Annotated in this window: 24 protein-coding genes; 17 read left to right on the top strand and 7 right to left on the bottom strand. The window is 34.7% G+C overall.

The annotated features are described in order from the left end of the window. The first annotated feature begins 12 nt into the window (after positions 1 to 12). Together NTZ27_08965 and NTZ27_08960 are read left to right on the top strand one after the other, a co-directional pair. Entirely contained in the window at positions 13 to 579 is a 567-nt protein-coding gene (locus NTZ27_08965; GenBank protein MCX6174866.1) for a GNAT family protein, read from the top strand. Continuing rightward, a complete protein-coding gene (locus NTZ27_08960) occupies positions 576 to 1,250 on the top strand; it encodes a phosphoribosylanthranilate isomerase (GenBank protein MCX6174865.1) in 675 nt (224 codons plus the stop codon). The genes NTZ27_08965 and NTZ27_08960 overlap by 4 nt, the downstream gene beginning before the upstream one ends. A 1-nt stretch (position 1,251) precedes the next feature. Here the strand turns inward: NTZ27_08960 and NTZ27_08955 are convergent, their stop codons facing one another. Together NTZ27_08955 and NTZ27_08950 are read right to left on the bottom strand one after the other, a co-directional pair. Further along, on the bottom strand, positions 1,252 to 1,944 hold the full coding sequence (locus NTZ27_08955; protein ID MCX6174864.1) for a response regulator transcription factor: 693 nt from the start codon (positions 1,942 to 1,944) through the stop codon (positions 1,252 to 1,254). Beyond that, positions 1,941 to 3,509, bottom strand: a complete 1,569-nt coding sequence (locus NTZ27_08950; protein ID MCX6174863.1) for a HAMP domain-containing sensor histidine kinase — start codon at positions 3,507 to 3,509, stop codon at positions 1,941 to 1,943. The genes NTZ27_08955 and NTZ27_08950 overlap by 4 nt, the downstream gene beginning before the upstream one ends. A gap of 128 nt (positions 3,510 to 3,637) precedes the next feature. Between NTZ27_08950 and NTZ27_08945 the strand changes: the two genes are divergently transcribed. The 13 genes from NTZ27_08945 to NTZ27_08885 all read left to right on the top strand — a co-directional run bounded on the left by NTZ27_08945 (position 3,638) and on the right by NTZ27_08885 (position 17,351). Further along, positions 3,638 to 4,327, top strand: a complete 690-nt coding sequence (locus NTZ27_08945; GenBank protein MCX6174862.1) for a hypothetical protein — start codon at positions 3,638 to 3,640, stop codon at positions 4,325 to 4,327. Between the two features lie 285 nt (positions 4,328 to 4,612). Beyond that, on the top strand, positions 4,613 to 6,256 hold the full coding sequence (locus tag NTZ27_08940; GenBank protein MCX6174861.1) for a hypothetical protein: 1,644 nt from the start codon (positions 4,613 to 4,615) through the stop codon (positions 6,254 to 6,256). A gap of 49 nt (positions 6,257 to 6,305) precedes the next feature. Further along, on the top strand, positions 6,306 to 7,055 hold the full coding sequence (locus NTZ27_08935; GenBank protein MCX6174860.1) for a hypothetical protein: 750 nt from the start codon (positions 6,306 to 6,308) through the stop codon (positions 7,053 to 7,055). Then, positions 7,055 to 7,852: a 4Fe-4S dicluster domain-containing protein gene (locus NTZ27_08930; protein MCX6174859.1), complete on the top strand. Its 798-nt coding sequence runs from the start codon at positions 7,055 to 7,057 to the stop codon at positions 7,850 to 7,852. Before NTZ27_08935 ends, NTZ27_08930 begins: the two co-directional genes overlap by 1 nt. Positions 7,853 to 7,854: 2 nt before the next feature. Continuing rightward, entirely contained in the window at positions 7,855 to 9,048 is a 1,194-nt protein-coding gene (gene nrfD / locus NTZ27_08925; protein MCX6174858.1) for a polysulfide reductase NrfD, read from the top strand. A gap of 55 nt (positions 9,049 to 9,103) precedes the next feature. Then, positions 9,104 to 9,535, top strand: a complete 432-nt coding sequence (locus NTZ27_08920; protein ID MCX6174857.1) for a Rieske (2Fe-2S) protein — start codon at positions 9,104 to 9,106, stop codon at positions 9,533 to 9,535. 3 nt (positions 9,536 to 9,538) lie between these two features. Continuing rightward, positions 9,539 to 10,621 carry a cytochrome b N-terminal domain-containing protein gene (locus tag NTZ27_08915; GenBank protein ID MCX6174856.1) on the top strand — a complete coding sequence of 361 codons (1,083 nt, stop codon included), beginning with the start codon at positions 9,539 to 9,541 and terminating at the stop codon, positions 10,619 to 10,621. Between the two features lie 11 nt (positions 10,622 to 10,632). After that, positions 10,633 to 11,907 carry a cytochrome c3 family protein gene (locus NTZ27_08910; GenBank protein MCX6174855.1) on the top strand — a complete coding sequence of 425 codons (1,275 nt, stop codon included), beginning with the start codon at positions 10,633 to 10,635 and terminating at the stop codon, positions 11,905 to 11,907. Between the two features lie 139 nt (positions 11,908 to 12,046). Continuing rightward, entirely contained in the window at positions 12,047 to 13,555 is a 1,509-nt protein-coding gene (locus NTZ27_08905) for a NapC/NirT family cytochrome c (GenBank protein ID MCX6174854.1), read from the top strand. Positions 13,556 to 13,708: 153 nt separating this feature from the next. Continuing rightward, a complete protein-coding gene (locus NTZ27_08900; GenBank protein ID MCX6174853.1) occupies positions 13,709 to 14,440 on the top strand; it encodes an ABC transporter ATP-binding protein in 732 nt (243 codons plus the stop codon). Continuing rightward, a complete protein-coding gene (gene radA, locus NTZ27_08895; GenBank protein ID MCX6174852.1) occupies positions 14,440 to 15,789 on the top strand; it encodes a DNA repair protein RadA in 1,350 nt (449 codons plus the stop codon). The genes NTZ27_08900 and radA overlap by 1 nt, the downstream gene beginning before the upstream one ends. 90 nt (positions 15,790 to 15,879) lie before the next feature. Beyond that, the gene (locus NTZ27_08890) at positions 15,880 to 16,338 is read left to right on the top strand and encodes a nuclear transport factor 2 family protein (protein ID MCX6174851.1); all 459 of its coding nucleotides are present in this window, start codon (positions 15,880 to 15,882) and stop codon (positions 16,336 to 16,338) included. Between the two features lie 128 nt (positions 16,339 to 16,466). Further along, complete coding sequence (locus NTZ27_08885; protein MCX6174850.1) at positions 16,467 to 17,351, top strand: hypothetical protein; 885 nt, start codon at positions 16,467 to 16,469, stop codon at positions 17,349 to 17,351. A gap of 32 nt (positions 17,352 to 17,383) precedes the next feature. Here the strand turns inward: NTZ27_08885 and NTZ27_08880 are convergent, their stop codons facing one another. Continuing rightward, positions 17,384 to 17,956 carry an aminodeoxychorismate/anthranilate synthase component II gene (locus NTZ27_08880; GenBank protein MCX6174849.1) on the bottom strand — a complete coding sequence of 191 codons (573 nt, stop codon included), beginning with the start codon at positions 17,954 to 17,956 and terminating at the stop codon, positions 17,384 to 17,386. A 12-nt stretch (positions 17,957 to 17,968) separates the two neighbouring features. Between NTZ27_08880 and NTZ27_08875 the strand changes: the two genes are divergently transcribed. Continuing rightward, complete coding sequence (locus tag NTZ27_08875; protein MCX6174848.1) at positions 17,969 to 18,946, top strand: aminodeoxychorismate synthase component I; 978 nt, start codon at positions 17,969 to 17,971, stop codon at positions 18,944 to 18,946. After that, positions 18,930 to 19,565 (top strand): aminotransferase class IV, encoded by a 636-nt coding sequence (locus NTZ27_08870; GenBank protein ID MCX6174847.1) that lies wholly within the window; start codon positions 18,930 to 18,932, stop codon positions 19,563 to 19,565. The genes NTZ27_08875 and NTZ27_08870 overlap by 17 nt, the downstream gene beginning before the upstream one ends. 1 nt (position 19,566) lies before the next feature. Here the strand turns inward: NTZ27_08870 and NTZ27_08865 are convergent, their stop codons facing one another. The 4 genes from NTZ27_08865 to NTZ27_08850 all read right to left on the bottom strand — a co-directional run bounded on the left by NTZ27_08865 (position 19,567) and on the right by NTZ27_08850 (position 24,108). Beyond that, positions 19,567 to 20,304, bottom strand: a complete 738-nt coding sequence (locus tag NTZ27_08865) for a C4-type zinc ribbon domain-containing protein (protein MCX6174846.1) — start codon at positions 20,302 to 20,304, stop codon at positions 19,567 to 19,569. Between the two features lie 10 nt (positions 20,305 to 20,314). After that, entirely contained in the window at positions 20,315 to 21,412 is a 1,098-nt protein-coding gene (locus tag NTZ27_08860) for a Nif3-like dinuclear metal center hexameric protein (GenBank protein MCX6174845.1), read from the bottom strand. A 180-nt stretch (positions 21,413 to 21,592) separates the two neighbouring features. Then, positions 21,593 to 23,551, bottom strand: a complete 1,959-nt coding sequence (gene ispG / locus NTZ27_08855) for a (E)-4-hydroxy-3-methylbut-2-enyl-diphosphate synthase (GenBank protein MCX6174844.1) — start codon at positions 23,549 to 23,551, stop codon at positions 21,593 to 21,595. 38 nt (positions 23,552 to 23,589) lie between these two features. Continuing rightward, positions 23,590 to 24,108 carry a DJ-1/PfpI family protein gene (locus NTZ27_08850; protein MCX6174843.1) on the bottom strand — a complete coding sequence of 173 codons (519 nt, stop codon included), beginning with the start codon at positions 24,106 to 24,108 and terminating at the stop codon, positions 23,590 to 23,592. Positions 24,109 to 24,129: the final 21 nt, after the last annotated feature.

The following is a 24,129-nucleotide window of genomic DNA, read 5'->3' as shown; positions in this document are numbered from 1 at the left end:
TCGAGCCAATTTATGTTACAAAATAAAAGACCGCAGGAAATTCCTAAAATTGAAACAGAACGGTTGATTCTCCGAAAAATTACTGTTGATGACGTAAATGATATTTTTGAATACGCATCTATTCCGGATGTTACAACGTTTGTTTTGTGGGATACACATAAAACCAAACAAGACTCAATTGATTTTGTAAAAATTGCTGATGAACAATTCAATAATAATATATCACTCATTTGGGGAATCGTAATCAAAAGCGAAAATAAATTAATTGGGACAATTGATCTCCGTAATTGGAATACAATTCATAATTGTGGTGAAATTGGCTATGTAATTTCAAAAAAATATTGGAATAAAGGATATGTTTCGGAAGCAATAAAGGTGGTAATTAAATTTGGCTTTGAAGTATTACACTTGAATAGAATTGAAGCGCATTGCGAAGAAGAAAATATTGGTTCGTGGAAAGTTATGGAAAAATGCGGAATGAAATATGAAGGTACACTTCGGGAAAAAGTATTTATTAAAGAAAGATTCCGTTCGATGAAAATGTATTCCATACTTAAAAGAGAATGGAAAGAATTATGACTCATGTAAAAATTTGCTGTATTTCTAGTATTGAAGAAGCTAACATAGCTGTTAAGTACGGAGCGTCTGCAATAGGATTAGTCTCGGAAATGCCCAGCGGACCGGGTGTAATTTCAGAAAAAACAATAAAAAAAATTGCCGAACAAACTTCACCATCAATTTCAACATTCCTGCTTACGAGCAAACAAAATGTAGATGAAATTATCGAACAGCATCATCGCTGCGGAACAAATACAATTCAGCTTTGTGACAAAATAATTACCGGCTCTCATTTTCAATTAAAAAAAGCTTTACCAAGGATCAAAATAGTTCAAGTTATTCATGTAACGGATGACGAATCAATTAACGAAGCAATAGAGACATCAAATTTCGTTGACGCAATATTACTCGATTCCGGAAATCAAAAATTAGTTACGAAAGAACTTGGCGGGACAGGAAGAACACATGATTGGAGTATCAGCCGAAAAATAGTTGAGTCAGTAAAAATTCCGGTTTATTTAGCAGGCGGATTAAATTCGCAAAATGTTGTTGAAGCAATTTTACAAGTAAAACCGTATGGCGTTGATATTTGTTCCGGTGTTAGAACTAATTCAAGGCTTGATGAAGAAAAATTGAAATTGTTTTTTGATAGAGTTAAATCAGTCAATAAATTACTGGCGGTGGATAAATAATTTATTTGGTCATTAATTTGTAGCCGGTCCCGTGAACATTTACCAGCTCAATTGATTTATCTTGTTTAAGATAGTTACGAAGTTTTGTTATATACACATCCATACTTCTGGCATTGAAATAATTATCATCGCGCCATATCCTTGTCAACGCTTCAGATCTTTCAAGAACTTTATTCTCATATAAACATAACAACCGAAGAAGTTCACATTCTTTTGGTGTAAGTTTTTGTTCAATGTGTTGGATAACTAATGTACGTCTATCATAATTAAATAAATAAGAGCCGATCTTAAATTCTATTTTTTCAATTTCGTCTTGCGGTATCTTACTTCGCTTTAGTATTGCATTGATACGCAAGATCAATTCTTCCATGCTGAATGGTTTAGTAACATAATCATCGGCGCCGATTTTGAAACCCTCGACCTTATCATCAAGCATTGCTTTAGCTGTAAGAAAAAGAAACGGAGTTTGTTTATCTATCATGCGGATTTTTTTTGCAAGAGTAAAGCCGTCCATTTTCGGCATCATTATGTCTATCAAACAAATATCGTATTTCTTTTTTCTGAATTGCTCAAACCCCTCTTCTCCATTAATGGCTTGAACGATTTCAAATCCCTTAACGGATAAAAATTCTTTTAAAATTGTTCCAAGGTTTGTGTCATCTTCAACTAAAAGTATTTTTGCAATCTGTTTCACTCAACACCATTATTTGGAAGAATAATTTTAAATTCACTACCAACACCAACCTCACTTGTTACAGAAATATCACCGCCTAATGTTTCAACAATTTTTTTAGCATAGCTCAAGCCAATTCCATTTCCACGTACGTTCTGAATATTGCCGCTGGAAATTCGGTAGAATGTTTCGAATATTTTAATTAGATGTTCTCTGGAAATACCAATGCCGTTATCTTTTATTGTTATTATTATTGTCCTGTTCTCATCTCGGGTTGATATTCTAATTTCCGGCGCCCTTTCGTTGTACTTGATCGCGTTGTCGATCAGATTATTCATAATGTTTGTGAGATGAAATTTATCACCGGTTATAACGGCTCGACTTGCATTAAGTTCTAAATTAATTTTACCGCTTTTTCGATTAATAATATTTTCAAACTTTGATGCAGCGGAAAGAATTAGTTCATGTAGGTCTATTTTCTCTTTCGTTAGATTAAACTCGCTCTTCTCAAGCGCAGCTGTATTAAGAAGAGCATCAACCATCATTTTCAATCGGTCGTTTTCTTCTTTAATAATTTTAGAATATCTGGTAACGGAATTCTTTTCAATTAACAAACCGGGTTCGTTTAATGCTTCACAAGCAATCGAAATAGTTGAGATTGGAGTTTTAAATTCGTGAGTAATATTATTTATAAGATCGTTTTTTACAGCCGTAATTTTTTTCTGACTTAAAAACATTTCAACAGTTTTGTAAAAAACACCCACAATTACAAGAATCAAACCTACTGAGAGAACAAGCATACCGCCGACGCTTGCGAGAATATATCTTTTCTGGTGAGGGAAATAAACAATAAGTTGATTTGGATTAAAAAAGATTTCGTCAGGGAACAAATTTACTTTAAAAATAGATTTCTTTAATTCTGTAGTATCTGTTCCTTTTTTTAGCAAAGTTAAACTGTCTTTGTTTGCTCTGTTAACTCCGAAGTAAAATTCGGAGGAGATTCCGTTGCCGCTGAATTCAAACGACAAATCTTTTTCAAGCTGATCGGTGCTGATCCTTTCCTCAATTTTTTTCCTAGCATTGATAGCCATTAGTTCTGTAACAACATTCTGCACAAGCAAATGACGTTTCTGAATAGAAGTGTCCTTAACTGATTTATCGAATGAAGAGGGAGGAATAAAGTAACGTGCATTTCTGTTGCCCGAGAATGCTTTTAATCGGTCAACCATAGTATCATTATCGGCAAAATATTTTACTTCATAATTAAATCCATGGTTGTTTGTATCAATCCTTAGATAACTCATTTTTCTAAGAGAATCTAAGTGTATCGGTTTATTTTTAGATTCATCCTGTAGAAAGAATAAAACATTCCCTTTTCCACTGGATACCTTTTTAACAACTGTAGTTGCAGCTTCTTTCTTTTCAATTTCTTCAGAAACTTTTCTCAGAGAATGAAAAACCGTTCTACGAAAACGATCCTCTTCAACTTTGATAATATTTGCCATCCAATAAAACTGTACGGCAATTAGTCCAATTACCGAAATAGTCATCAAAGCGATAATAATTTTTAATTTTCGTTCTTTCATAATCGCAAATTTAACTTAATCTAAATAAGAAATCTTTACTTTAACAATTTTTAACTAATAGTTAGGGATCGTTTTCCGTATTTGGGTTGTACGAAAAGTATATTTACACAAACAATTAGGAGAATAAAATGAAATTACTTCAAACAAACAAATCAAAGTTCTTAGCTATAATGATTATTCTGATACTCGGATTTTTCTCAATGAAGATCTTAGCTCAGGAAAAAGACGAAACAAAATCTAAACTTGATAATTTGAAAGGTAAGATTGAAAAACTTACGATTAAAGCTGATGGTAAAGATGTTGTCTTTGAAGGAAAGGATGCTGAAAAATTAGTCGGTATGTTAAGAAGTAGTTCGCGTAAAGGATTTATGTTTAAAAGTGATGACGGAAAAATGATGAAGATGAGAGGCGGCAACGTTATGATGTTTAGATCTGAAGATAATGATGCTGATGAAAAAGATGGTGAAAACAAAAAGAATATAAAAGTCGAAGTTAACGACAGTGGCAAAAAAATTACTGTTACAACTATGAAAGACGGTAAAGAAGAAACAAAAACTTACGAAGGTGATGAAGCTGAGAAGTTTTTGAAAGATGAAAATGGCATGAAACATTTTAATATTCAGATTGATGGCGATGAAGACATGCCGAAAGAGAAATTAATGTTCTTTAAGCATATGGGCGGAAACAATTGCGGATGTTCATGCTGTGGCGGCGAGAAGATGATGCGAAAGCATTCCATGGGTAAGAATATGAAGCATATGATAATTGAAGAAAAAGAAGACGATGAAAAATCTGAAAAGAAAGTAGATAAGAAATAAAAATTTTATCTTTTATTTTTTTACAGTAAAGAAAAGGGAATCCAAAAGGTTCCCTTTTTTATTTATGATTATTTTTTCATTATTTTTTTCAGACTCAACATCTTTTTGTCATAAATGTTTTTAAGTTTTATGTTGATTTCAGAATCAGATAAAATTATTTTTAAATCGGAATTCGTGTGTGTATATCTGATTAAAATAAGAATACTTCTTTAGAATGATTCAAACTTCACACCCAAATAATTTTAGAAAGGATAAAACAAATACAATAACCTTGGAGGTATCATAATGGATTCTTCCTCCGAATCGGAAGTAAACAATCAATTAATTACATACTTGAAAAATTTGGAAGCAAGAATTTCCCGGATTGAAGAGAAACTTAATCTTGAGAATCTTCCTTCGGAAGATAATTTTGAATTACCTTCATTGATGCCTCAAAATATTTCAGAACGAGCGGATTCATTAGAAACTCAGATAGGACAATTCTGGTTTGCAAAAGTTGGAATTGTAATTCTTGCGATCGGAATAATTTTTCTAATGACATTTCCGTATCAAAATTTACCTTCCTTTTTTCCTAGTCTTATAGGATATGTTTTAGTTGGATTTCTTTTCTGGTTATCGAATTACTGGAAAAGCTCGCTTCAATTTATTTCCCAATATATTTTTGGCGGAGCGTTACTTCTTCTTTTCTTTTCAACTTTACGGTTACACTTTTTCTCAAACAATCCCACAGTTGAAAATCCGACACTTGAATTACTTATGCTGATAGCAGTATCGATCTTTCACATTTCTTTTTCTTTTAAGAGAAAATCTATATATCTAATGGCTTTTGGCATCTCGCTAATTTCCATTACAGCTTTGATCGGTGATTTTTATTGGTTGATCTTTTTTATTCTAGTTTTGATCAGCGGGTGGTCGGTTTACTTAAAAAGAATTTTAGATTGGAATTCGTTCTATACCTATGCAATACTTTTGGTCTATATAACTCACTTTGTTTGGTTCATCGGTAATCCTGTTGCTGGTAATAAAATTGCTCTCCAAAGTTCTCCATTGATTAATATTTATTTTCTTCTTTTGTACTGCTTAATTTATGCTTACGGCAATTTATCCGGAAATCGAAACGAAAAAGAATCTGTTAATTCAATACTAAATACTTTATTGAATTCATTTCTATGTTTTTTTCTATTATTAATAATCGCACTTTCTAAATTCAGCAGCACGGCGGCTTTATCTGAGTTAATAGCTTCGAGTGTTTTCTTGCTTCTTTCAATTATGTTTTATGAGAGACAAAAAAGTAAATATTCAACTTTCTTTTATGCCATTCTTGGTTACACGGCATTGAGTGTTGCAATAGTAAATAATTTTCCTAAGCCGGAATACTTTGTTTGGTTAAGCTGGCAGAGTTTAGTTGTAGTGGCTACCGCGCTCTGGTTCCGTTCAAAAATTATAATAGTAGCAAACTTTATAATGTATCTGATGATATTCTTTTCCTATTTAGTATTAGAAGAAAAAATTGGTGTAATCGCACTCGGTTTTGGTATTGTGGCATTAATAAGCGCTCGTATTTTAAATTGGCAAAAGCATAGACTTGATTTAACAACTGACGCAATGAGATTATCTTATCTCGGCTCCGCGTTTATCATCTTTCCTTATGCACTCTATCATATAGTTCCTAAAGATTATGTCGGGCTCTCTTGGACGATAGTTGCGATCGGTTACTATGTAATGAGTATTATTCTTAAGAATAAAAAATACCGGTGGCTGGCGCTTTTAACATTTTTATTAACGGTGGTGTACATTCTATTTGTTGGAACAACAAATTTAGATCCAAGCTACCGAATTATTTCTTTCATGTTTTTAGGAATTGTGCTGTTGGCAATTTCAATTTTATACGCAAGAAGAAAGAAAGGAAGCGAGTTAATAAACAATTGAACCGATTGAAAAATAAATAAAAATACTTAAAGCAAAAACGAGTGTATTCATGAAAAATTTTTTACAAAAAATTCCGGAACAGGTTAAACGATTGTCTGTACTTTTACTTGTAGTAGTCACTGCATTTATTTTAGCCACTTCGCTTCTCACTCCGAAAGATTTTGGCTTGGTCGGTCATTATCGTGCCGGAGCTATTCAAAATAATGCTGATAAAAAAATGCAATATGCAGGACAGGAAGCATGTGCCGATTGTCATGATGATATATGGAAAACTAAAAATGCAGGGTATCATAAAAATCTTTCTTGCGAAGTTTGCCATGGACCTTCTGTTAATCACGTTAATGAGCCGGATCAATTCAAACCGGAAAAACCGCGGGATAGGATTTTTTGCCCTGTTTGTCATGAATATAATCCATCTCGACCTACAGGCTTTCCACAAATTGTATCTGCATCGCACAATCCGAGAAAAATTTGCGTAACATGTCATAATCCGCACAATCCAACTCCGCCACAAACACCAAAAGAATGTTCCGCTTGCCATGCTGAAATTTCAAGTGCAAAATCGGTTTCGAGTCACATGGATATTCCTTGTACTAAATGTCATGAATCTACGGAGAAACATAAATTACACCCGAGGGAATATTTACCAACCAAACCTGCAAACAGAGAATTTTGTGGTCAGTGTCATTCCCAAGATGCAAAAGGTGATGAATTTATTCCAAGGATCAATATGACTACACACGAGCCGAGATATGTTTGCTGGCAATGTCACTATCCACATTTACCGGAGGCACAATAATGGAAAACAATATAATTGAAACAGATAAAAAAGTTGAAAGAAGAAGTTTTCTAAAAAAAATTGCCATACTTGCGCTTGCATCAATTGCATTTGGATTTCTAGGCTCAACGGACAAATTAAAGACTATAAAAAAATGGATGCTCATAAACGGTTATATACCCAGCAACCACAAGTGGGGAATGGGAATAGACATTAATAAATGTATTGGATGCGGAAGATGTGCTGTAGCATGTAAAAACGAAAACAATGTTCCAAAAGAACCATTCTTTTTTAGAACATGGGTTGAACGTTACAGAATCTATGAAGATGGTGATGTACAAGTTGACAGTCCAAATGGTTCAATAGACGGTTTCGATAATTCTCGCACAACAAATCAAAAAATGTTAAGAAGTTTCTTTGTTCCAAAAATTTGTAATCATTGTGACAATCCTCCATGCGTTCAAGTTTGTCCTGTTGGTGCAACATTTAAAGGGGAGGATGGAGTAGTACTTGTGGATTCAGATTACTGTGTCGGCTGCAGATATTGCATACAAGCATGTCCTTACGGTGCAAGATTCTTACATCCCGAAACACATACTGCCGAGAAATGTACTTTCTGTTATCATAGAATTGTTCAAGATAAATTGCCGGCATGCGTTGAAGTGTGCCCGACTCAAGCAAGAGTTTTCGGCGAGTTGAACAAAAAATCAAGTCCATTAGTACGTTTCTTAAGAATGAATAAAATCGGAATTCTTAAACCATCGCTCAACACAGAACCAAAAGTTTATTACTCTAATTTAGATATGGAGGTAAGGTAGAATTGGAAGAGCTCATTCAACATTTGACGCCAATACTAAAAGAAGTATGGGGCTACATTTTTCCAAACGAAATTGAACTCCATTGGGGCATTCTTATAGTATTATATCCTTACTTAACAGGATTAGTTGCCGGCGCTTTTATCTTGGCATCGCTGGTGAAAGTATTCAACGTAAAAGAACTTCAACCAACATACCGCTTAGCAATGCTTACAGCGATGGCATTTTTAATTGTAGCACCACTTCCTTTACTTGCTCACTTAGGTCATCCTGAAAAAGCTTACGAGATTTTGATTACTCCAAATAGCACATCTGCCATGGCTATGTTCGGATTTGTTTACGCTTGGTATTTGATGGCGGTATTATGTTTAGAAATTTGGTTTGAGTATAGAAGAGATATAATTCTTTGGTCGCAGAAAGAAACTGGAATCAAAAAATGGATTCACAAAATCATTTCTCTCTTTTCAAAAGATATTTCAGAAAAGGCAATCCACTTCGATAAAAAGTGGGTAAAGATTGTTACAATTATAGGAATTCCTTCTGCATTTCTATTGCATGGTTATGTAGGATTTATTTTTGGTTCGATCAAAGCAAACCCATGGTGGTCAAGCGTACTAATGCCAATCGTTTTCTTGTTCTCTGCAATTGTTTCCGGCATTGCGATGGTTTTAATTCTCTATATGATCATAACACCCGTTCGCGGAAAACAATTAGATATTTTGTGTCTGGATAAATTAGCAAGTTACTTATTCTACGTAATGATCATAGATTTTTCATTGGAAGCGTTGGATTTTGTGCACCGTGTTTATGAATCGGAAGAATCCATTAAAATCTTAGCTTATCTTGTCTCGAATAAATTATTCATCAGCTTAGTAGTAATTCAACTCTTCATGGGCATGCTTATTCCGCTTGCCATGATTGCACTCATTAAAATTTTAAAATCACCGCCAGATTTAAAGAAAATGGTTTATTTTATCTCTGCAATTCTTGTACAAGTTGGAATTTTTTCAACTCGTTGGAATATTGTAATCGGAGGACAATTGTTTTCAAAAAGTTTTAGAGGATTAACCGTTTACAAAATAACTTTTTTCGGGTTGGAAGGATTTTTTGCTTCTGTAATCGTATTTTGCCTTCCGTTCATATTACTTTATGTCCTTACAAAGATTCTTCCACCTTGGGAAGAAGCAAGGAATCCGTAATTAAATAATTTGAACGGTTAAATAATTAAATTGATCATTAAAATTAGAATTAGATATGAAATTGGATAGAAGAAAATTTTTAAATATGCTTTTGGGATTTGGCGGTATAGGCGGTATTCTTTCCGTTTTTTATCCTGTCGTCTCATTTTTAATTCCTCCTAAAACTACCGAGCCAAAAGTAAATTCTGTTAAGGCGGGAATGAGTGCCGAATTTCCTACCAATAGTTCCAAGATAATTAAATTTGGAAGAAAGCCGGTAATTCTTATTAAGACCGACGATAATGAATACAAGGCGTTATCTGCCAGTTGCACTCATTTAGATTGCATCGTTCAATACAAGAATGATACAAAGCAGATCTGGTGTGCTTGTCATAACGGTATTTATGATCTAAGTGGTCGTAATGTTTCCGGTCCGCCGCCCAGACCTCTGGAAGAATACGAAGTAAAAATAGTTAAAGATGAAATTGTTATTACTAAAGTGGGTTAAAAAATGATGAAGAAAATCGGATCAAAATTAATTGATTGGATAGATGAACGGTATGATCTAACTCCGGTACGCAATTTACTTCTACACAAAAAAGTTCCGGAACATAGACACTCTATTTGGTATTATATGGGAGGTGTAACACTCTTCCTGTTTTTAGTTCAGCTATTTACAGGGATACTTCTTCTCTTATACTATAGACCCGGTGAAGACAGCGCTTATGAAAGCGTTCGCTTCATAGTTACCGAAGTTAAGTTCGGTTGGTTAATAAGAAATGTTCATAGTTGGTCTGCTAATCTTTTAGTCCTATTCGCGTTCATTCATATGTTCAGTGTATTCTTTTCAAAGGCATATGTAAAACCAAGAGAGTTAACATGGATTACCGGTTTTATTATTTTGGTTCTTACACTCGCATTCGGATTTAGCGGTTATTTATTACCATGGAATGAATTAGCATTTTTTGCAACGAAGGTTGGAACAGATATCGTTGGAGTAGTTCCTGTAATTGGAGAGCCGTTGAAGATATTTTTACGAGGTGGCGAAGAGGTAACTGGTGCAACACTTTCAAGATTCTTTGGAATTCATGTTGCGATTCTTCCCGCCATCTTTACGTTATTTTTAGTTATGCACTTATTGTTTATTCAACGGCAAGGTATGCATGAACCTGAACATTTTAAGAATCTACCCGAAGAAAAGAAAAAATATATTCCGTTTTTCCCGGATTTTGCTTTGAAGGATCTGTTACTATGGGTTATTGTTTTTAATGTTCTGATTTTTTTAGCACTCTATTCTCCGTGGGAATTGGGAAACAAAGCAGATGCGTTTGCTTCGGCTCCTTCTGGAATTAGACCTGAATGGTATTTTATGTTCATGTTCCAATCGTTAAAACTTCTTCCCGCTCATATTTTATTCCTGGAAGGTGAATTGCTCGGTGTATTGTTCTTTGGTGTTGCCGGTTTTGTCTGGATGTTAATTCCTTACATAAAAGTGAAACACAAACCTAATTGGAAAATTCAACCATTAACCTTAATCGGAATTATTATTGTTGCGTTTATCGTGATAATGACAGTCTTAGGTTACATATTATAGGGAACAACGATATGAGAAAAAGATTTTTTTATTTATCAATATATGCAATAACAATCTTGTTCCTATTTGGTTTCGTTCTCAGTGAAAAGAAAGGCGACAAAACTAAACAAGGTACTAAAGTAGATCAATGTTTTGCATGCCATAAGGAAATAGAAAACCTACCCAAAGATTTTACTGAAAATGATATTCATCGCCACGCAAATCTTTCCTGTTCCTCATGCCATGGCGGGGATCCAAATAGTGATGATCAAGATATTGCAATGAGCCCATCGAAAGGTTTTGTTGGCACACCAAAAAGAAAAGACATTCCAAAATTTTGTGGAAAGTGTCATTCGAATATTAATATTATGAGAGTATATCAGCCGAGAATCGCTACAGATCAAGTTGAACAATATTACACAAGTGTTCACGGCAAAAAACTATTGGCTGGAGACGAGAATGTTGCCGAATGTTCCAGCTGCCACACAGCACATTCAATTCTTCCCGCAAAAGATCCGCGTTCATCCGTATATGCATTAAACGTTCCGAATACTTGTAACAAATGTCACGGTAATTCCACTCTGATGAAAAATTATAATATTCCTGTAAATCAGTTGGAAGAATATTCAAAAAGTGTACATGGTATTGCTTTGCTTAAAAATAAAGATATTAGTGCGCCGGCTTGTAATGATTGTCATGGTAATCATGGCGCTACTCCTCCTGGACTTAAATCTATCTCGCATGTATGCGGAACATGCCACGTTAGCAATATGGAATTTTTCAACGCCACAAGAATGGCAAAAGCATTTGAAGAACAAGATTTTCACGGATGTGAGCAATGCCATGGAAATCATGGTGTTCAAAAACCAAACGATGAAATGATTGGTGTAGGAAAAGATTCAAAGTGTATTGATTGCCATACTGAGGGCGATAAAGGTTTTGCAGTTTCTAAAAAAATATATTCATCACTTACTCAATTGAAAAATGAATACGATGCAGCTAACGCAAAATATTTGGAAGTTAGACAAAAAGGAATGAACGATGTAGAAATCGGGTTCCAGCTTCAAGATGCAAAACAGGCATTGATTCAATCCAGGACTTTGATTCATACTTTTGATTCAGCTAAGGTTGGCGATAAAACAAAAGAAGGAATTGAATTTTCAAATAAAGCGTCTCTGTTGGCTCAAAAAGAAATTGACGACTATTCTACTAGAAGAAATGGATTTGCTATAGCTACTTTAGCTTTTTTGGTTTTTGTTATTGCACTGTATTTTAAAATTAAGGATAAAGAGAAAAAAGCTTCATAACTAAAGAAAATATTTTCCTACCGTGTGAAGTTGAAGTATTCCAATAATTATAAGTTGGAATTCCATCTCGCTCTAATTAATTTTCGGAAGTGATATCGTTTTAAAGACATCAATGAACCATTAATATATAAGGCAAGTAATGAAATTAAAATTACCTCATTCAACTCAGAACTGGGTTTCTCTTATTGGCGCAACTATTGCATTGATCAGTCTTTTTATGATAATCTTTTTATTTGTAATAACCTTCACATCCGGAGGAGGAACTTACTTAGGATTGGTAGTATATATTATTCTTCCGGGATTTTTGGCTTTTGGACTGATACTAATTCCAACTGGAATGTTCTTGAAAGTTCGACGTGATAGAAAAAAACATCTTCTTCCTCCTACTCAATGGCCGCAAGTTAATTTAAATGATATTCACCACAGACATGCATTCTTCATCTTTGCAATAGGAACAACAATTTTTCTTTTTCTTACTGCTTTTGGCAGTTATGAAGCGTTTCATTACACAGAGTCGGTTGAGTTTTGCGGTAAACTTTGTCACAGTGTTATGCAGCCTGAATATACCGCATATCAAAATTCTCCCCATGCTAAAGTCGCTTGCGTTGCCTGTCATGTTGGTGAGGGTGCCGATTGGTATGTGAGATCCAAACTTTCCGGTTTATATCAAGTATATGCCGTTACGTTAGGCACTGTTCCAAGACCGATAGAAACTCCAATATCAAATTTACGCCCGGCACGCGAAACATGTGAACAATGCCATTGGCCTCAAAAATTTTATTCAAGAAAACTAGTAACACAAAAACATTATCTAGCAGATGAAAAAAATACTGAGTGGGATGTTACGTTAACAATGAAGATCGGTGCGCCGTTAAGCGCTTTAGGTCTGCAAGAAGGAATTCACTGGCACATAAATCCAAATGTGAGAATCGAATATAAATCTTCAGATGAAAAGAGAGATAAAATTCCTTGGGTTAGATATACCAACTTAAAAACTGGTGAAGTTTTTATTTATCAAGATAAGAATGAAAGCGCAGGTACGAAAGCACTTGATACGATGGCAACTCGCGTAATGGATTGTATGGATTGCCATAACCGCCCATCTCATAATTATCAACCGCCCGCATTTTTTATTAACAATGCAATCACTGCCGGGTCTATTCCGAAAGAACTTCCTTCGATCAAATCTAAAGCAATGGATATTTTAGGTACCGATTATTCAACAACTGATACAGCAATGATTGTTATTAAGAACAAGATCAATTCATTTTATAAAGAAAAATATCCGGAGATTTACGCCAATAAAAAATATTTGATTGATAGAGCTGTAAGCGGAATTCAAGAAGCATATAAGAAAAATATTTTTCCCGAAATGAAAGTTAAGTGGAGTGTTTACCCGAATAATATCGGGCACATGGAATTTATGGGATGCTTCCGGTGTCATAATGATAATCACGCGGCTCCGCAAGGTAGATTGATAAAGAAAGATTGCAATCTTTGTCATAGTATAAATGCACAGGGACCACCGGATAAACTAGAACTTTCTTCTGTTAATTCTTTCCTACAATTCAAACATCCCGGCGAAGAAGCTGGAGATTCTTGGAAAGAAATGTCTTGTGCCGAGTGCCATACCGGGTTGAATCCGTAATCATAAGTTATTATTAAGTGAATGAAGCCCGATTACAAATACTAATCGGGCTTTGTTATTTTTGTACATATAATATTGAACGAACTCACGAGGTCGAATTGAATTCTTTTCTTTTATATATTCACTTAAGACATTAACAGGTTTCTGCACACCATGATAGAAATTAACAATCTTCACAAAAGTTTTGGAAGCAATCACGTTTTACGCGGGATCAATCTAAATATTAAAGAGGGGGAATCACTTGCCGTAATTGGTAGAAGCGGTTGCGGAAAAAGTGTTCTCTTAAAACATATTGTTGGTCTATTATTTCCTGATGAAGGATTTATAAAATTTGAAGGTAAGATTGTTAATGAACTGGATCGAAAAGAACTTTATGAAGTTCGCCGCCGGTTTGGATATTTGTTTCAAGGCGGTGCTCTTTTTGATTCTATGTCCGTTGAAGAAAATGTTGCTCTTGCTTTAGTCGAGAATAATTTTGGTTATTCAAAAGAAAAAATTCAAACAATAGTTGCAGAAAAACTTGAGCTTGTTGGTTTACCCGGGACACAAAAATTTAAACCCTCGGAGCTTTCCGGCGGAATGAAAAAACGTGTCGGACTTGCACGCGCATTAGTAACAAACCCGGATTATATTTTGTATGATGAACCCACAACAGGACTTGACCCGATAATGTCTGATTCCATAGATGAGCTGATCAAATCATTAAATGAGAAACTTAATGTTACTTCAATTATTGTAACACATGATATGTTTAGCGTAAAGAACACCGCGGATGTAATTGCAATGATGCACGAAGGGAAAATTTATTTTACCGGAACGTATGAGGAAGTACTAAACAGTAAAGATCATGTAATACAAAAATTCATTCAGCGTACAGGATTGTAATGGCAAAGAGTAGAATAAAATATATTTGTTCAAGTTGCGGGCATGAATCATTAAGATGGCTTGGTAAATGTCCTACGTGCGATAGCTGGAATACATTTACAGAAGAATTGATCGAAGAAAAAAAATCTGGCAAAAAGAAATACAGAGGTGAATTAAATATTTCTAAATTGAACACAATCACTGAACAAGACGAAGAAAGAATAAAAACCAATATAGTTGAGTTTGACCGCGTACTTGGCGGCGGATTAATGCCCGGTTCTGTTGTATTGCTCGGAGGTGATCCGGGTATTGGTAAATCAACCTTAGTTATGCAGGCAGCGGCAAAAATTAACGGCGAAGTTTTATATGTAACCGGTGAAGAATCTGCAAATCAAATCAATCTCCGCGCAAAAAGATTAAAATCACACTCAGAAAAAATTTCTGTCCTAACGGAAACAGACCTTGATATTATATTGAATGCAATTGAAAAATATGCACCGGATGTCGTGATAGTTGATTCAATACAAACAACATATAAACCGGATTTTGATAATCCTCCAGGGACCATTACACAAATCCGTGAATGTACTTCCGAGTTGATGCAGCTTGCTAAGAAAAAACATTGTGCGATAATACTTGTCGGACATGTTACGAAAGATGGCGCGATTGCAGGACCAAAAGTTCTTGAACATATTGTTGATACTGTTTTACAATTTGAAGGAGAAAGAAGTTATTCGTACAGAATATTGCGTGCACAGAAAAATCGTTTCGGCAGTACAAATGAGATTGGCATTTTTGAAATGAATGATGACGGATTGCATGAAGTTAAAAATCCGAGCGAAATATTTTTAAGCGAGCGCGAAAAAGAAATTACCGGTTCAGTTGTAACTTCCAGTATTGAAGGCACACGTCCAATCCTTCTTGAGGTGCAGGCATTAGTTACACCTTCTTCGTATGGAAATCCTCAGCGAGTTGCAACGGGATTTGATTACCGCAGACTTTCAATTCTTCTAGCTGTACTAGAAAAAAGAGCTAACCTTCGGTTATCGGCTCAAAATGTTTTTCTAAATATTGCTGGTGGAATTAGGATTGATGAACCGGCTGTTGACCTTGCTGTATGCTGTGCAATCGCATCAAACTTTACTAATAAGTTTGCAAATAATGATACGGTTGTTATTGGTGAGGTCGGCCTTGGCGGTGAAGTAAGAAGCGTAAGTAATATTGATAAGAGAATTCAAGAAGCCGCAAAACTTGGTTTTAAAAAAGTTGTTATTCCCTCAAATAATTTTAAATCCATTAAGATTAAAAACTCGATAGATATTATACCGATTGAAAATCTTCCTTCTGCAATAAAAGAAATTCTTGCTTAAACAAGTGGTTCGTCTATAGTTAATGTGTAGTTATGTTGTAAGAAGGAAAAAGATAATTTAAAGACAATTTCGAGAAGGAGATAATATAAAATGAAACATTTTAAAAATTTTTCTATCACGATTGTAGTTATATACATGTTTTTGATTCAAGCATCGCCTCTCGCCGCGCAGGAATGGTCATCCGCACAAAAAGAGGTTTGGAAAAATGTAGAAGCCTATTGGGCACTTTTTGCTAAAGGCGATTTCGATGGATTTCAATCCTACATTCATACGGATTATCGCGGCTGGTCAAACAGCAGTGCCATGCCAACCACAAAAAAATCTCATGGAAAATTTCTTGAATACAGTATGGAGAATTCTAAAATTCTCGTTTACGATATCACACCGGTCGCAATTCAAATCTATGGCAATTATGCTTTCGTTCATTACTATTTTAAAATGATTGAAAAGGAGAATGAAGGTAAAACAACAAGCAGTTCAGGCCGGTGGACTGATATTTTATTGAAGCAAGGCGACAAGTGGCTGATGATTGGTGATCACGGCGGATAAAAGTAGAAGTATCTGAAACTGCAATGGTAATAACAGTTTGCGGAGCCTACCGCTATCGAATATTACTAGAAGATTGGGATGACAAAGTATAACCATTGTTTCTTTTTAACTGATATAAGTAAATTTATATGAAAAATAAAATTGCTTTAGCCCTTAGAATTGTAATTGGAGCAATATTTCTTTTTTCAGCATATGCAAAATTTATTTCGCCCGGTTTAACAGAAATAATTTTAGTTGATCATGGAATTGTTTCCACACGCGAAACAGCGACAATAATTGTCCGGGTGTTAATTGGTTTTGAATTCGCTTTAGGTATTTTACTCATCCTGCCGTATTCCTTAAAAACGATTGTTATACCCGCGGCAATTATTTTTCTTCTTATTTTCACCGGATATTTAGCTTACACCGGATTCATATTAAAAGACACACAGAACTGCGGATGCTTTGGCGAAATGATAAAAATGTCTCCGCTTGAATCAATAATTAAAAATATTGTATTGATGAGTCTGCTCGTTTTACTTCTCAGATGGAGTGATGAGGAAAAAAATTATTTAGCAGCACCACTGATAATAATTCTTTCTGTTGCTATGGTCTTTATTACTGTTCCTGTAAAATCTCAAAAGGATTTCAAATTTGCCGAGTACATTAATTTTGTGGGACCGGGGAGAGTAGATCTTTCCCGTGGTGATAAATTGATTGCGATAATGAATACCGAATGCGATCATTGTCAATTTCTCGCAAGAGATTTGGCCGGCATGAAGAAAAAAATGAAATGGTTCCCGGAGATATATACTTTGTTTTTTAGTGAGGGAAGCATTTCGGTGGATTCATTTAAAGTAATAACAAATTATGATCTCCCCTATAAGATGATTGATGTCAACCAATTTTTTAATTTGATTGGGCAATCACCGCCTCGAATATACTGGCTGAAGGAAGGCGTTGTGAAAGAAATTTGGGATAAAGATTTTTTAAAAAGCATTGTCTTCAATTTTTCGGGGAATGCCGATAGATAACGATAAGGAATTACTATCAAAAAATGAGGAGTTCAACGCTGTAACCAGTTCTGTATTAGTTGTCCGCCGTATTTCGTCATAATCGATTCAGGATGGAATTGAACACCCCTAACATCATATTCAATGTGTGAGAGGGACATAATTACATCATCTTTACTGACCGAAGTGATTTTTAAGCAATCCGGGAAATTATTTTTAGAGACAGCCCATGAATGGTACAATCCGGCATCAAAATTTTGCGGAATACTACTGAATAAGTAATCATCCGAATCAATTACTTTTACATTAGTTGAAATGCCGTGGCAGACATCTGAAAAGTTATAAAGTTTTCCGCCGAATACCTCAGCTATTGCTTGATGACCGAGACAAATTCCCAAAATGCTTTTTGAAGAAGCAAATTGTTTGATAACTTCTTTCACAAGTCCGGCTTGTGCGGGAATTCCTGGTCCGGGTGAGATTAATATTTTTGAAAATTTATCTATCTCATCTAGAGTAAGTTCGTCATTTTTAATAATAGTATAATCGTAATGAAATTCTTCAACGATTTGTCTTAAATTAAATGTGAAGGAATCGTAATTATCTATTATTAATATTTTGCTATTCATTATCTTTAAAATATGAACATTAATAAATCACTTGCACTAGAAACAATGAATGAATATGGGAAGAATAAAATTCCTTTTCTATTCATTATTGATTTTGATATGCTTGAACCGCAAATCATTAAACTGAATGAAATAAATCCATTGGAGATTCTCTTCAATATTAACGGGAGAAAAAATTACGAAGTAACATTACTCCCGGACAAAAATATTCAATTTGAAAAATATCCAGTTCCGTTCGAAACTTACAAAAAATCGTTTGACAAAGTATTAAAACAAATTCGAGACGGCAACACCTATCTTCTCAACCTAACTTTTCCGACCGAGATAAAAACGAATCTTACACTGAAAGAGATGTTTTTGTTAAGTAACGCAAAATATAAATTGTTTTATAAAAACAAATTCATTGTATTCTCACCGGAATCGTTTATAAGAATAGAAGGAAACACTATTTCATCATATCCCATGAAAGGAACTATAGATAGTTCGATTCCTAATGCTGAAGAAATTATTCTTAGCGATAAAAAAGAAACGGCAGAACATAATACAATTATTGATTTGATAAGGAACGATTTAAGTATAATCTCAAGTAATGTGCAAGTTGAGAAATACCGGTATGTCGAAAAAATAGTTACGAATGATAAATCATTATTGCAGGTAAGTTCAAAAATAACTGGAACACTAAAAGAACATTACAACACTAAAATAGGCGAAATGATATTTACTTTACTTCCCGCAGGTTCTATTAGCGGTGCCCCAAAGAAAAAAACTGTTGAGATAATAAGAGAAGCGGAAATATATTCAAGAGGTTTCTACACCGGTATTTTTGGGTACTATGACGGTTCGGTTCTAGATAGCGCTGTTATGATACGATTCATTGAAAGGGAAGATGAAAAATATTTCTACAAGAGCGGTGGGGGAATTACTTTTTTGAGTGATGCTAAATCTGAATACCAAGAATTAATAGATAAAGTTTATGTCCCGATTAATTGAAAGTATAAAAGTATATAACAAGAGATTGTATAATATCGAATACCATAATGTTCGGATGAATAACTCACGTGCTGAACTCTTGAATGCAAAAGATCAAATTGATCTTAGCCAGATCATTTTATTACCGGATGATTTATCAAATGAACTTTACAAATGCCGTGTTATTTATTCCCAAGAAATTATTAGCGTAGACTTTCAGAAATACAACAAGGAAAAAATAAATTGCTTACAAATTGTACATGATAATGAAATTACTTATTCCCTTAAATTTGAAAACAGAACCATATTTGAAGATCATCTTACAAAATCTAAAGCTGATGAAATATTAATTATCAAAAACGGATTTGTAACTGATACGAGTTTTTCAAATGTTGTTTTTTTTGACGGAACAAAATATTTCACGCCTTCATCACCTCTACTAAAAGGAACTAAAAGAGCAAAGCTTATTGCTAATGGCATTATTCAAGAAGAAGAGATTAGATTAAATGATATTCAAAAGTTCAAGTTTGTTTATTTGATTAATGCTTTCCTGGATTTAAGCGAAGAGAATAAAATTCCAATAGAAAAAATAATTAGGATAGAAAAAACCCCGACTAGGTCGGGGTCTTTAATTATATAAGCTAAAACTTAATTTTCTTTTCAACTTCAGCAGCAACATCGGGTGATACTAATATTCTGCCGCATGATTCACAAGAAAATAATCTCTTGCTCGATTTGATCTCAAGCTGTCGCTGCGGGGGTACCACATTATGACACCCGGAACACGCTGCTCTTATAATTGTAACTACAGCTTTTCCGCCAAGAGCTTTACGGATTCTGCTGTATGTATTGTAATCTGGTTTGCGGACTTTTGTTGCAACCTTATCGCGTTTATCTTTTAACCGAGCTTCTTCGCGTTCATTAGCTTTGATGATTTGTTTTAGTTCCGTTTCTTTCTCCTTCAAATCTTTTGAAAGAGTATCGAGCTGCGGTTCAACTTCACTAATTTCTTTTTTCAATTTCTGAACAAGATCTTCAAGCGCAGAACTTTCCGCCTCAAATTTTGTAATTTGTGCCTCGCTATGATCAATTTCTTTTGTAAGAGCGTCATACTCTTTGTTATTGCGGACCTGGTAAAGCTGGGATTTGAACTTTTTAAGATTGGCTTTAATCCGGTCAACATCTTCATCATTCTGTTTGCGTTTATTGATAGAGCCTTTCTTTTCAGCTTCTTTAGTTTCAATTTGCTCATCAATAGTATTGATCTGAAATTTCAGATCATTAACTGCTGCGGGAAGGTCACCGCGCAATTCTTCAAGTTCATCGAGTTGGTTATCGATCAATTGAAGTTCGTAGAGAACCGAGAGCTTTTCTATCAAAGTGGACTCCTTATTGTTTATAAAATTTGACCGGGTTGGTACTGCCCGAATATTTTAAAATTTTTATACCGTTGCTTTTTGGAATAAAACTATTAATTACTTGTTGAGCAGCTTTTAGTGAAATAATTTCAGTTTCATAATGACCGGCATCAATCAACAAAATTTTTCTTTCGGCTTCTTGATAAGTATGATATTTTATATCTGCAGTTACAAAAGCATCCGCTCCTTCTGAAATAGTTTTTATCAATAGTTCGGAACCAGATCCACCGCAGACGGCAACTTTTTTAATTGCTTTCCCCGTTCCTTCGCAATATTTCAATACTTTTGTTTTTAACGATTTTGAAACGAACGATAAAAATTTATTTTCATTCATTCCTTCTTCAAGTTCACCGATTGCACCGGTGCCATAATTTACATTTTTATTTTTTAGAGAATAAATATCATATGCTGGTTCCTCATAAGGATGAGTTTTTAAAATTGCAGAAATCACTTTATTTAATTTCCAAGAATCTACTATAACTTCCAGTCGAATTTCATTCACATTTTCAAAACGATTTTTCTTCCCGACTTGTGGATTAGATTTAGGAGATCCCTTAAATGTTCCTTCTCCGGAAGATCTAAAGCTGCAATTTTCATACTCGCCGATTATTCCTCCACCTGCCGAAAATATTGCTTCAGAAATTTTATCTAAGCTCGTTGCAGGAATAAATGTAACTACTTTGAATTGATTGTTCTCTTCATTTTGTAGGAATCGAATATTCTTTAATTTTAAAACTTTAGCAAGTTCGAATGATACACCGTCTTTTATGGAATCGAAGTTTGTGTGGGCAGAATAAACGCTGATGTTATGCTTGAACAATTTTTCAATCAGTTCTGCTAAAGAATTATTTTCAGTATCTAATTTTTTTATTGGTTTGAATATGAGAGGATGGTGGGTAAATATAAAGTTACATTTTTTTTGAAGGGATTCTTTTAGGACTTCATCATTAAGCTCAAGACAGAGCATGATGCTTTTGATTTTTTGCCTCCTTGAGCCAATTTGAAGTCCAACGTTGTCCTTCTCCCAAGCGGCTCCAGGCGGTGCCCAATCATCCAGATATTTTGTCAAATCTCCAACTATCATATATAAAAAAAATGCACTCATGATATTGTGAGTGCATTTGGTAATCAGAATCCTCTATTTAAAAGTTCTGTGTTCTTTCTTTTGCCTGATTTGATTAAAAATTTTCTCATATTTGCACACAAAATATACCATAAACGCATATAAGATTCAAACTAATATATAGCGTCAAATTTTAGCTGGTTCTATCCAGCTCCCTTTTTCACGAATAATTTCAATTAATTCATCTACAGCATTTTCAGAATTCACATTTCTACGCACAATATCTTTGCCGCGGTATAGCGTTATTTTATTGGTTCCGGAACCAACATATCCGAAATCCGCATCCGCCATTTCTCCTGGTCCGTTTACTATACAACCCATAATTGCAATTTTAACACCTTTTAAATGCTCGGTCCGTTTACGAATTTTGTTTGTTACCTCAACGAGATCAAATAAAGTTCTTCCGCAAGAAGGGCATGCGATGTATTCTGTTTTAGAAATTCTTGTTCTCGCGGCTTGAAGAATTCCAAAGCACGTTCTATTGATAAATTCTTTTTCGAAATTATTGTTCGATTGATCTTTCCCGGTTAACCAGACACCATCGCCAAAGCCATCTATAAGCAAAGAACCAAAATCTGTTGATGCATATAAACGGAAAGTATCTTCGTCCATTTTTTCATAAGATCTTTTTATGATAACCGGATTTTTTATGTTTCTAAGCATCAACTCAAAAAAAACACGGCGCTGTTCAGCCATACCGTGAAGATTATCTGTTGATAAAACTAAAACAACCGGTTGATCATTTGCTATTACTGAAAGCAGATCGCTGAAAGCTGACTGCTGATTCATTTCAACAAAATTTAGAATAAATGATTTATTCCCGACAGACTTGTATTGTTCAATGGATGAATAGAAAGGAAATCCTTTTGTTTGATCTTCGAGCGTTGACAATTTTTCATAATTGTAAATAACTTTTAGAGTGGTCGGCGGTTCAAAATGTAAATCATTATTGCCTATGAATAAAAGATCGCTTGCCTGATCGGTCATGTTCCATTTATCTGTTCTCGGATCATAAATAAAACCGATTTGAGTTAAATCTTTGTAGTTGATAATTCTTTCTTCACTGAAATCCGAAATTACTTTTGGAACACTTACGCCGCCGATTCCGGCAACCTCAAACGTTTCTCTTCTTTGGTAAGTGTATGGATCTTTAGGTATTTCATCAATTGAAATTATTTGTGAATGGCTTTCTCTTCCTTTATATCTCTGCGTCAAAGAAATTGCAACCGGCACTTCAAACTCCGGCTCTTCTGTTAATGAAACGCGGATTGTATCACCAATTCCATCTTCGAGTAATGTTCCGATTCCAAGAGCAGATTTAATTCTTCCATCTTCACCATCGCCTGCTTCTGTTACACCAAGGTGTAATGGGTAATTCATGTTTTCAGATTCCATTCTTTGAATCAGCAAACGGTAAGCCTGAACCATTACCTGAGGATTACTGGACTTCATTGACAAGACAATGTTATGATAATCTAAGTCTTCACATATTCGTAAAAATTCTAAAGCAGATTCAACCATTCCATACGGTGTATCTCCGTAACGGCTCATAATACGATCTGATAACGAACCATGATTAGTTCCGATACGCATTGCAGTTCCGTACTCTTTACAAATTTTTACCAGCGGAGAAAATTTTTCTCTTATTCGATCAAGCTCGGAATTATATTCTGCATCTGTGTATTCAATAACTTGAAATTTTTTCTTATCTGCATAATTGCCCGGATTCACTCTTACCTTTTCAACAATACGAGCTGCAAGCTCAGCGGCATTAGGAGTGAAATGAATATCAGCAATAAGAGGTGTGTTATATCCACGCTTGTGTAATTCATTTTTAATGTTGCGAAGATTTTCCGCTTCGTTGATGCTTGGCGCCGTGATGCGGACATACTCACAACCTTCTTTAATCATTCTTATAGATTGTTCAACGGTTGCGATAGTATTCATAGTATCTGTCGTAGTCATTGATTGTATTCGGATCGGATTGTTTGCGCCGAGAGGGACATCGCCGATAAAAACCTCGCGTGTTTTGTAGCGGGAATATTGAGTTAGACTATTACAATATTTCGTAATTTTTTCAATCATGATACAACATAACTAACAAGAATAAATGGCGAGAAGTTCTAATTTGTTTTTGCAAGTTCGTATAAAAATGTTTTGATGAACTCAGGGGCGGCCGGGGGATTTTGTGCTGTAATAATATTTTTCTGTATAACAACAGGTGAATCTTTATAATCAACGCCTTGTTTTTCAAGTTCCTTCCTATCATCCGAATGGCAAGTAGCACATTCGGAAAGTATTCCGGCTTTAGCTAAAATAATTGCTGCACTGCAGATTGCGCCGATCGGCTTTTTACTTTTAGAAAATTTTTGAGCAGTTGATTGAATAACTGGATCGTTCCAATAATTTCTCATACCGCTTCCGCCGATAAGTATTAATCCGCCAAAATTACTTTCGTGAATGTTATAAAGCTGGACATCATTTTTAACTTTTAATCCGTTTGAACCGATACAGAGTGAGTATGAATCCGATGCAATGAATATTTTAATATCGGCTCTTTCGAGAGCATTGGTAATAATTAGATATTCTTCTTCGTTGAATTTTTGTGCCGGAAGGATTAATAAAACACTTTTCTTAATCAAAAATTTAACTCTTTCTTGTTT

The organism is Ignavibacteriales bacterium (assembly GCA_026390775.1).
Taxonomy (GTDB): Bacteria; Bacteroidota; Ignavibacteria; order Ignavibacteriales; family Melioribacteraceae; genus Fen-1258.
This window is presented reverse-complemented; position numbering and strand designations above follow the sequence as displayed.

Bases quoted from the DNA above. Each gene is read 5' to 3' on its own strand.
- NTZ27_08935 (MCX6174860.1), top strand. From the start codon at position 6,306: ATGAAAAATTTTTTACAAAAAATTCCGGAACAGGTTAAACGATTGTCT.
- NTZ27_08930 (MCX6174859.1), top strand. From the start codon at position 7,055: ATGGAAAACAATATAATTGAAACAGATAAAAAAGTTGAAAGAAGAAGT.
- NTZ27_08965 (MCX6174866.1), top strand. From the start codon at position 13: ATGTTACAAAATAAAAGACCGCAGGAAATTCCTAAAATTGAAACAGAA.
- NTZ27_08870 (MCX6174847.1), top strand. From the start codon at position 18,930: ATGTCCCGATTAATTGAAAGTATAAAAGTATATAACAAGAGATTGTAT.
- NTZ27_08905 (MCX6174854.1), top strand. From the start codon at position 12,047: ATGAAATTAAAATTACCTCATTCAACTCAGAACTGGGTTTCTCTTATT.
- NTZ27_08910 (MCX6174855.1), top strand. From the start codon at position 10,633: ATGAGAAAAAGATTTTTTTATTTATCAATATATGCAATAACAATCTTG.
- NTZ27_08950 (MCX6174863.1), bottom strand. From the start codon at position 3,509: ATGAAAGAACGAAAATTAAAAATTATTATCGCTTTGATGACTATTTCG.
- ispG (MCX6174844.1), bottom strand. From the start codon at position 23,551: ATGATTGAAAAAATTACGAAATATTGTAATAGTCTAACTCAATATTCC.
- NTZ27_08920 (MCX6174857.1), top strand. From the start codon at position 9,104: ATGAAATTGGATAGAAGAAAATTTTTAAATATGCTTTTGGGATTTGGC.
- NTZ27_08945 (MCX6174862.1), top strand. From the start codon at position 3,638: ATGAAATTACTTCAAACAAACAAATCAAAGTTCTTAGCTATAATGATT.
- NTZ27_08890 (MCX6174851.1), top strand. From the start codon at position 15,880: ATGAAACATTTTAAAAATTTTTCTATCACGATTGTAGTTATATACATG.
- NTZ27_08900 (MCX6174853.1), top strand. From the start codon at position 13,709: ATGATAGAAATTAACAATCTTCACAAAAGTTTTGGAAGCAATCACGTT.
- NTZ27_08880 (MCX6174849.1), bottom strand. From the start codon at position 17,956: ATGAATAGCAAAATATTAATAATAGATAATTACGATTCCTTCACATTT.
- NTZ27_08960 (MCX6174865.1), top strand. From the start codon at position 576: ATGACTCATGTAAAAATTTGCTGTATTTCTAGTATTGAAGAAGCTAAC.
- NTZ27_08915 (MCX6174856.1), top strand. From the start codon at position 9,539: ATGATGAAGAAAATCGGATCAAAATTAATTGATTGGATAGATGAACGG.
- radA (MCX6174852.1), top strand. From the start codon at position 14,440: ATGGCAAAGAGTAGAATAAAATATATTTGTTCAAGTTGCGGGCATGAA.
- NTZ27_08885 (MCX6174850.1), top strand. From the start codon at position 16,467: ATGAAAAATAAAATTGCTTTAGCCCTTAGAATTGTAATTGGAGCAATA.
- NTZ27_08940 (MCX6174861.1), top strand. From the start codon at position 4,613: ATGGATTCTTCCTCCGAATCGGAAGTAAACAATCAATTAATTACATAC.
- NTZ27_08875 (MCX6174848.1), top strand. From the start codon at position 17,969: ATGAACATTAATAAATCACTTGCACTAGAAACAATGAATGAATATGGG.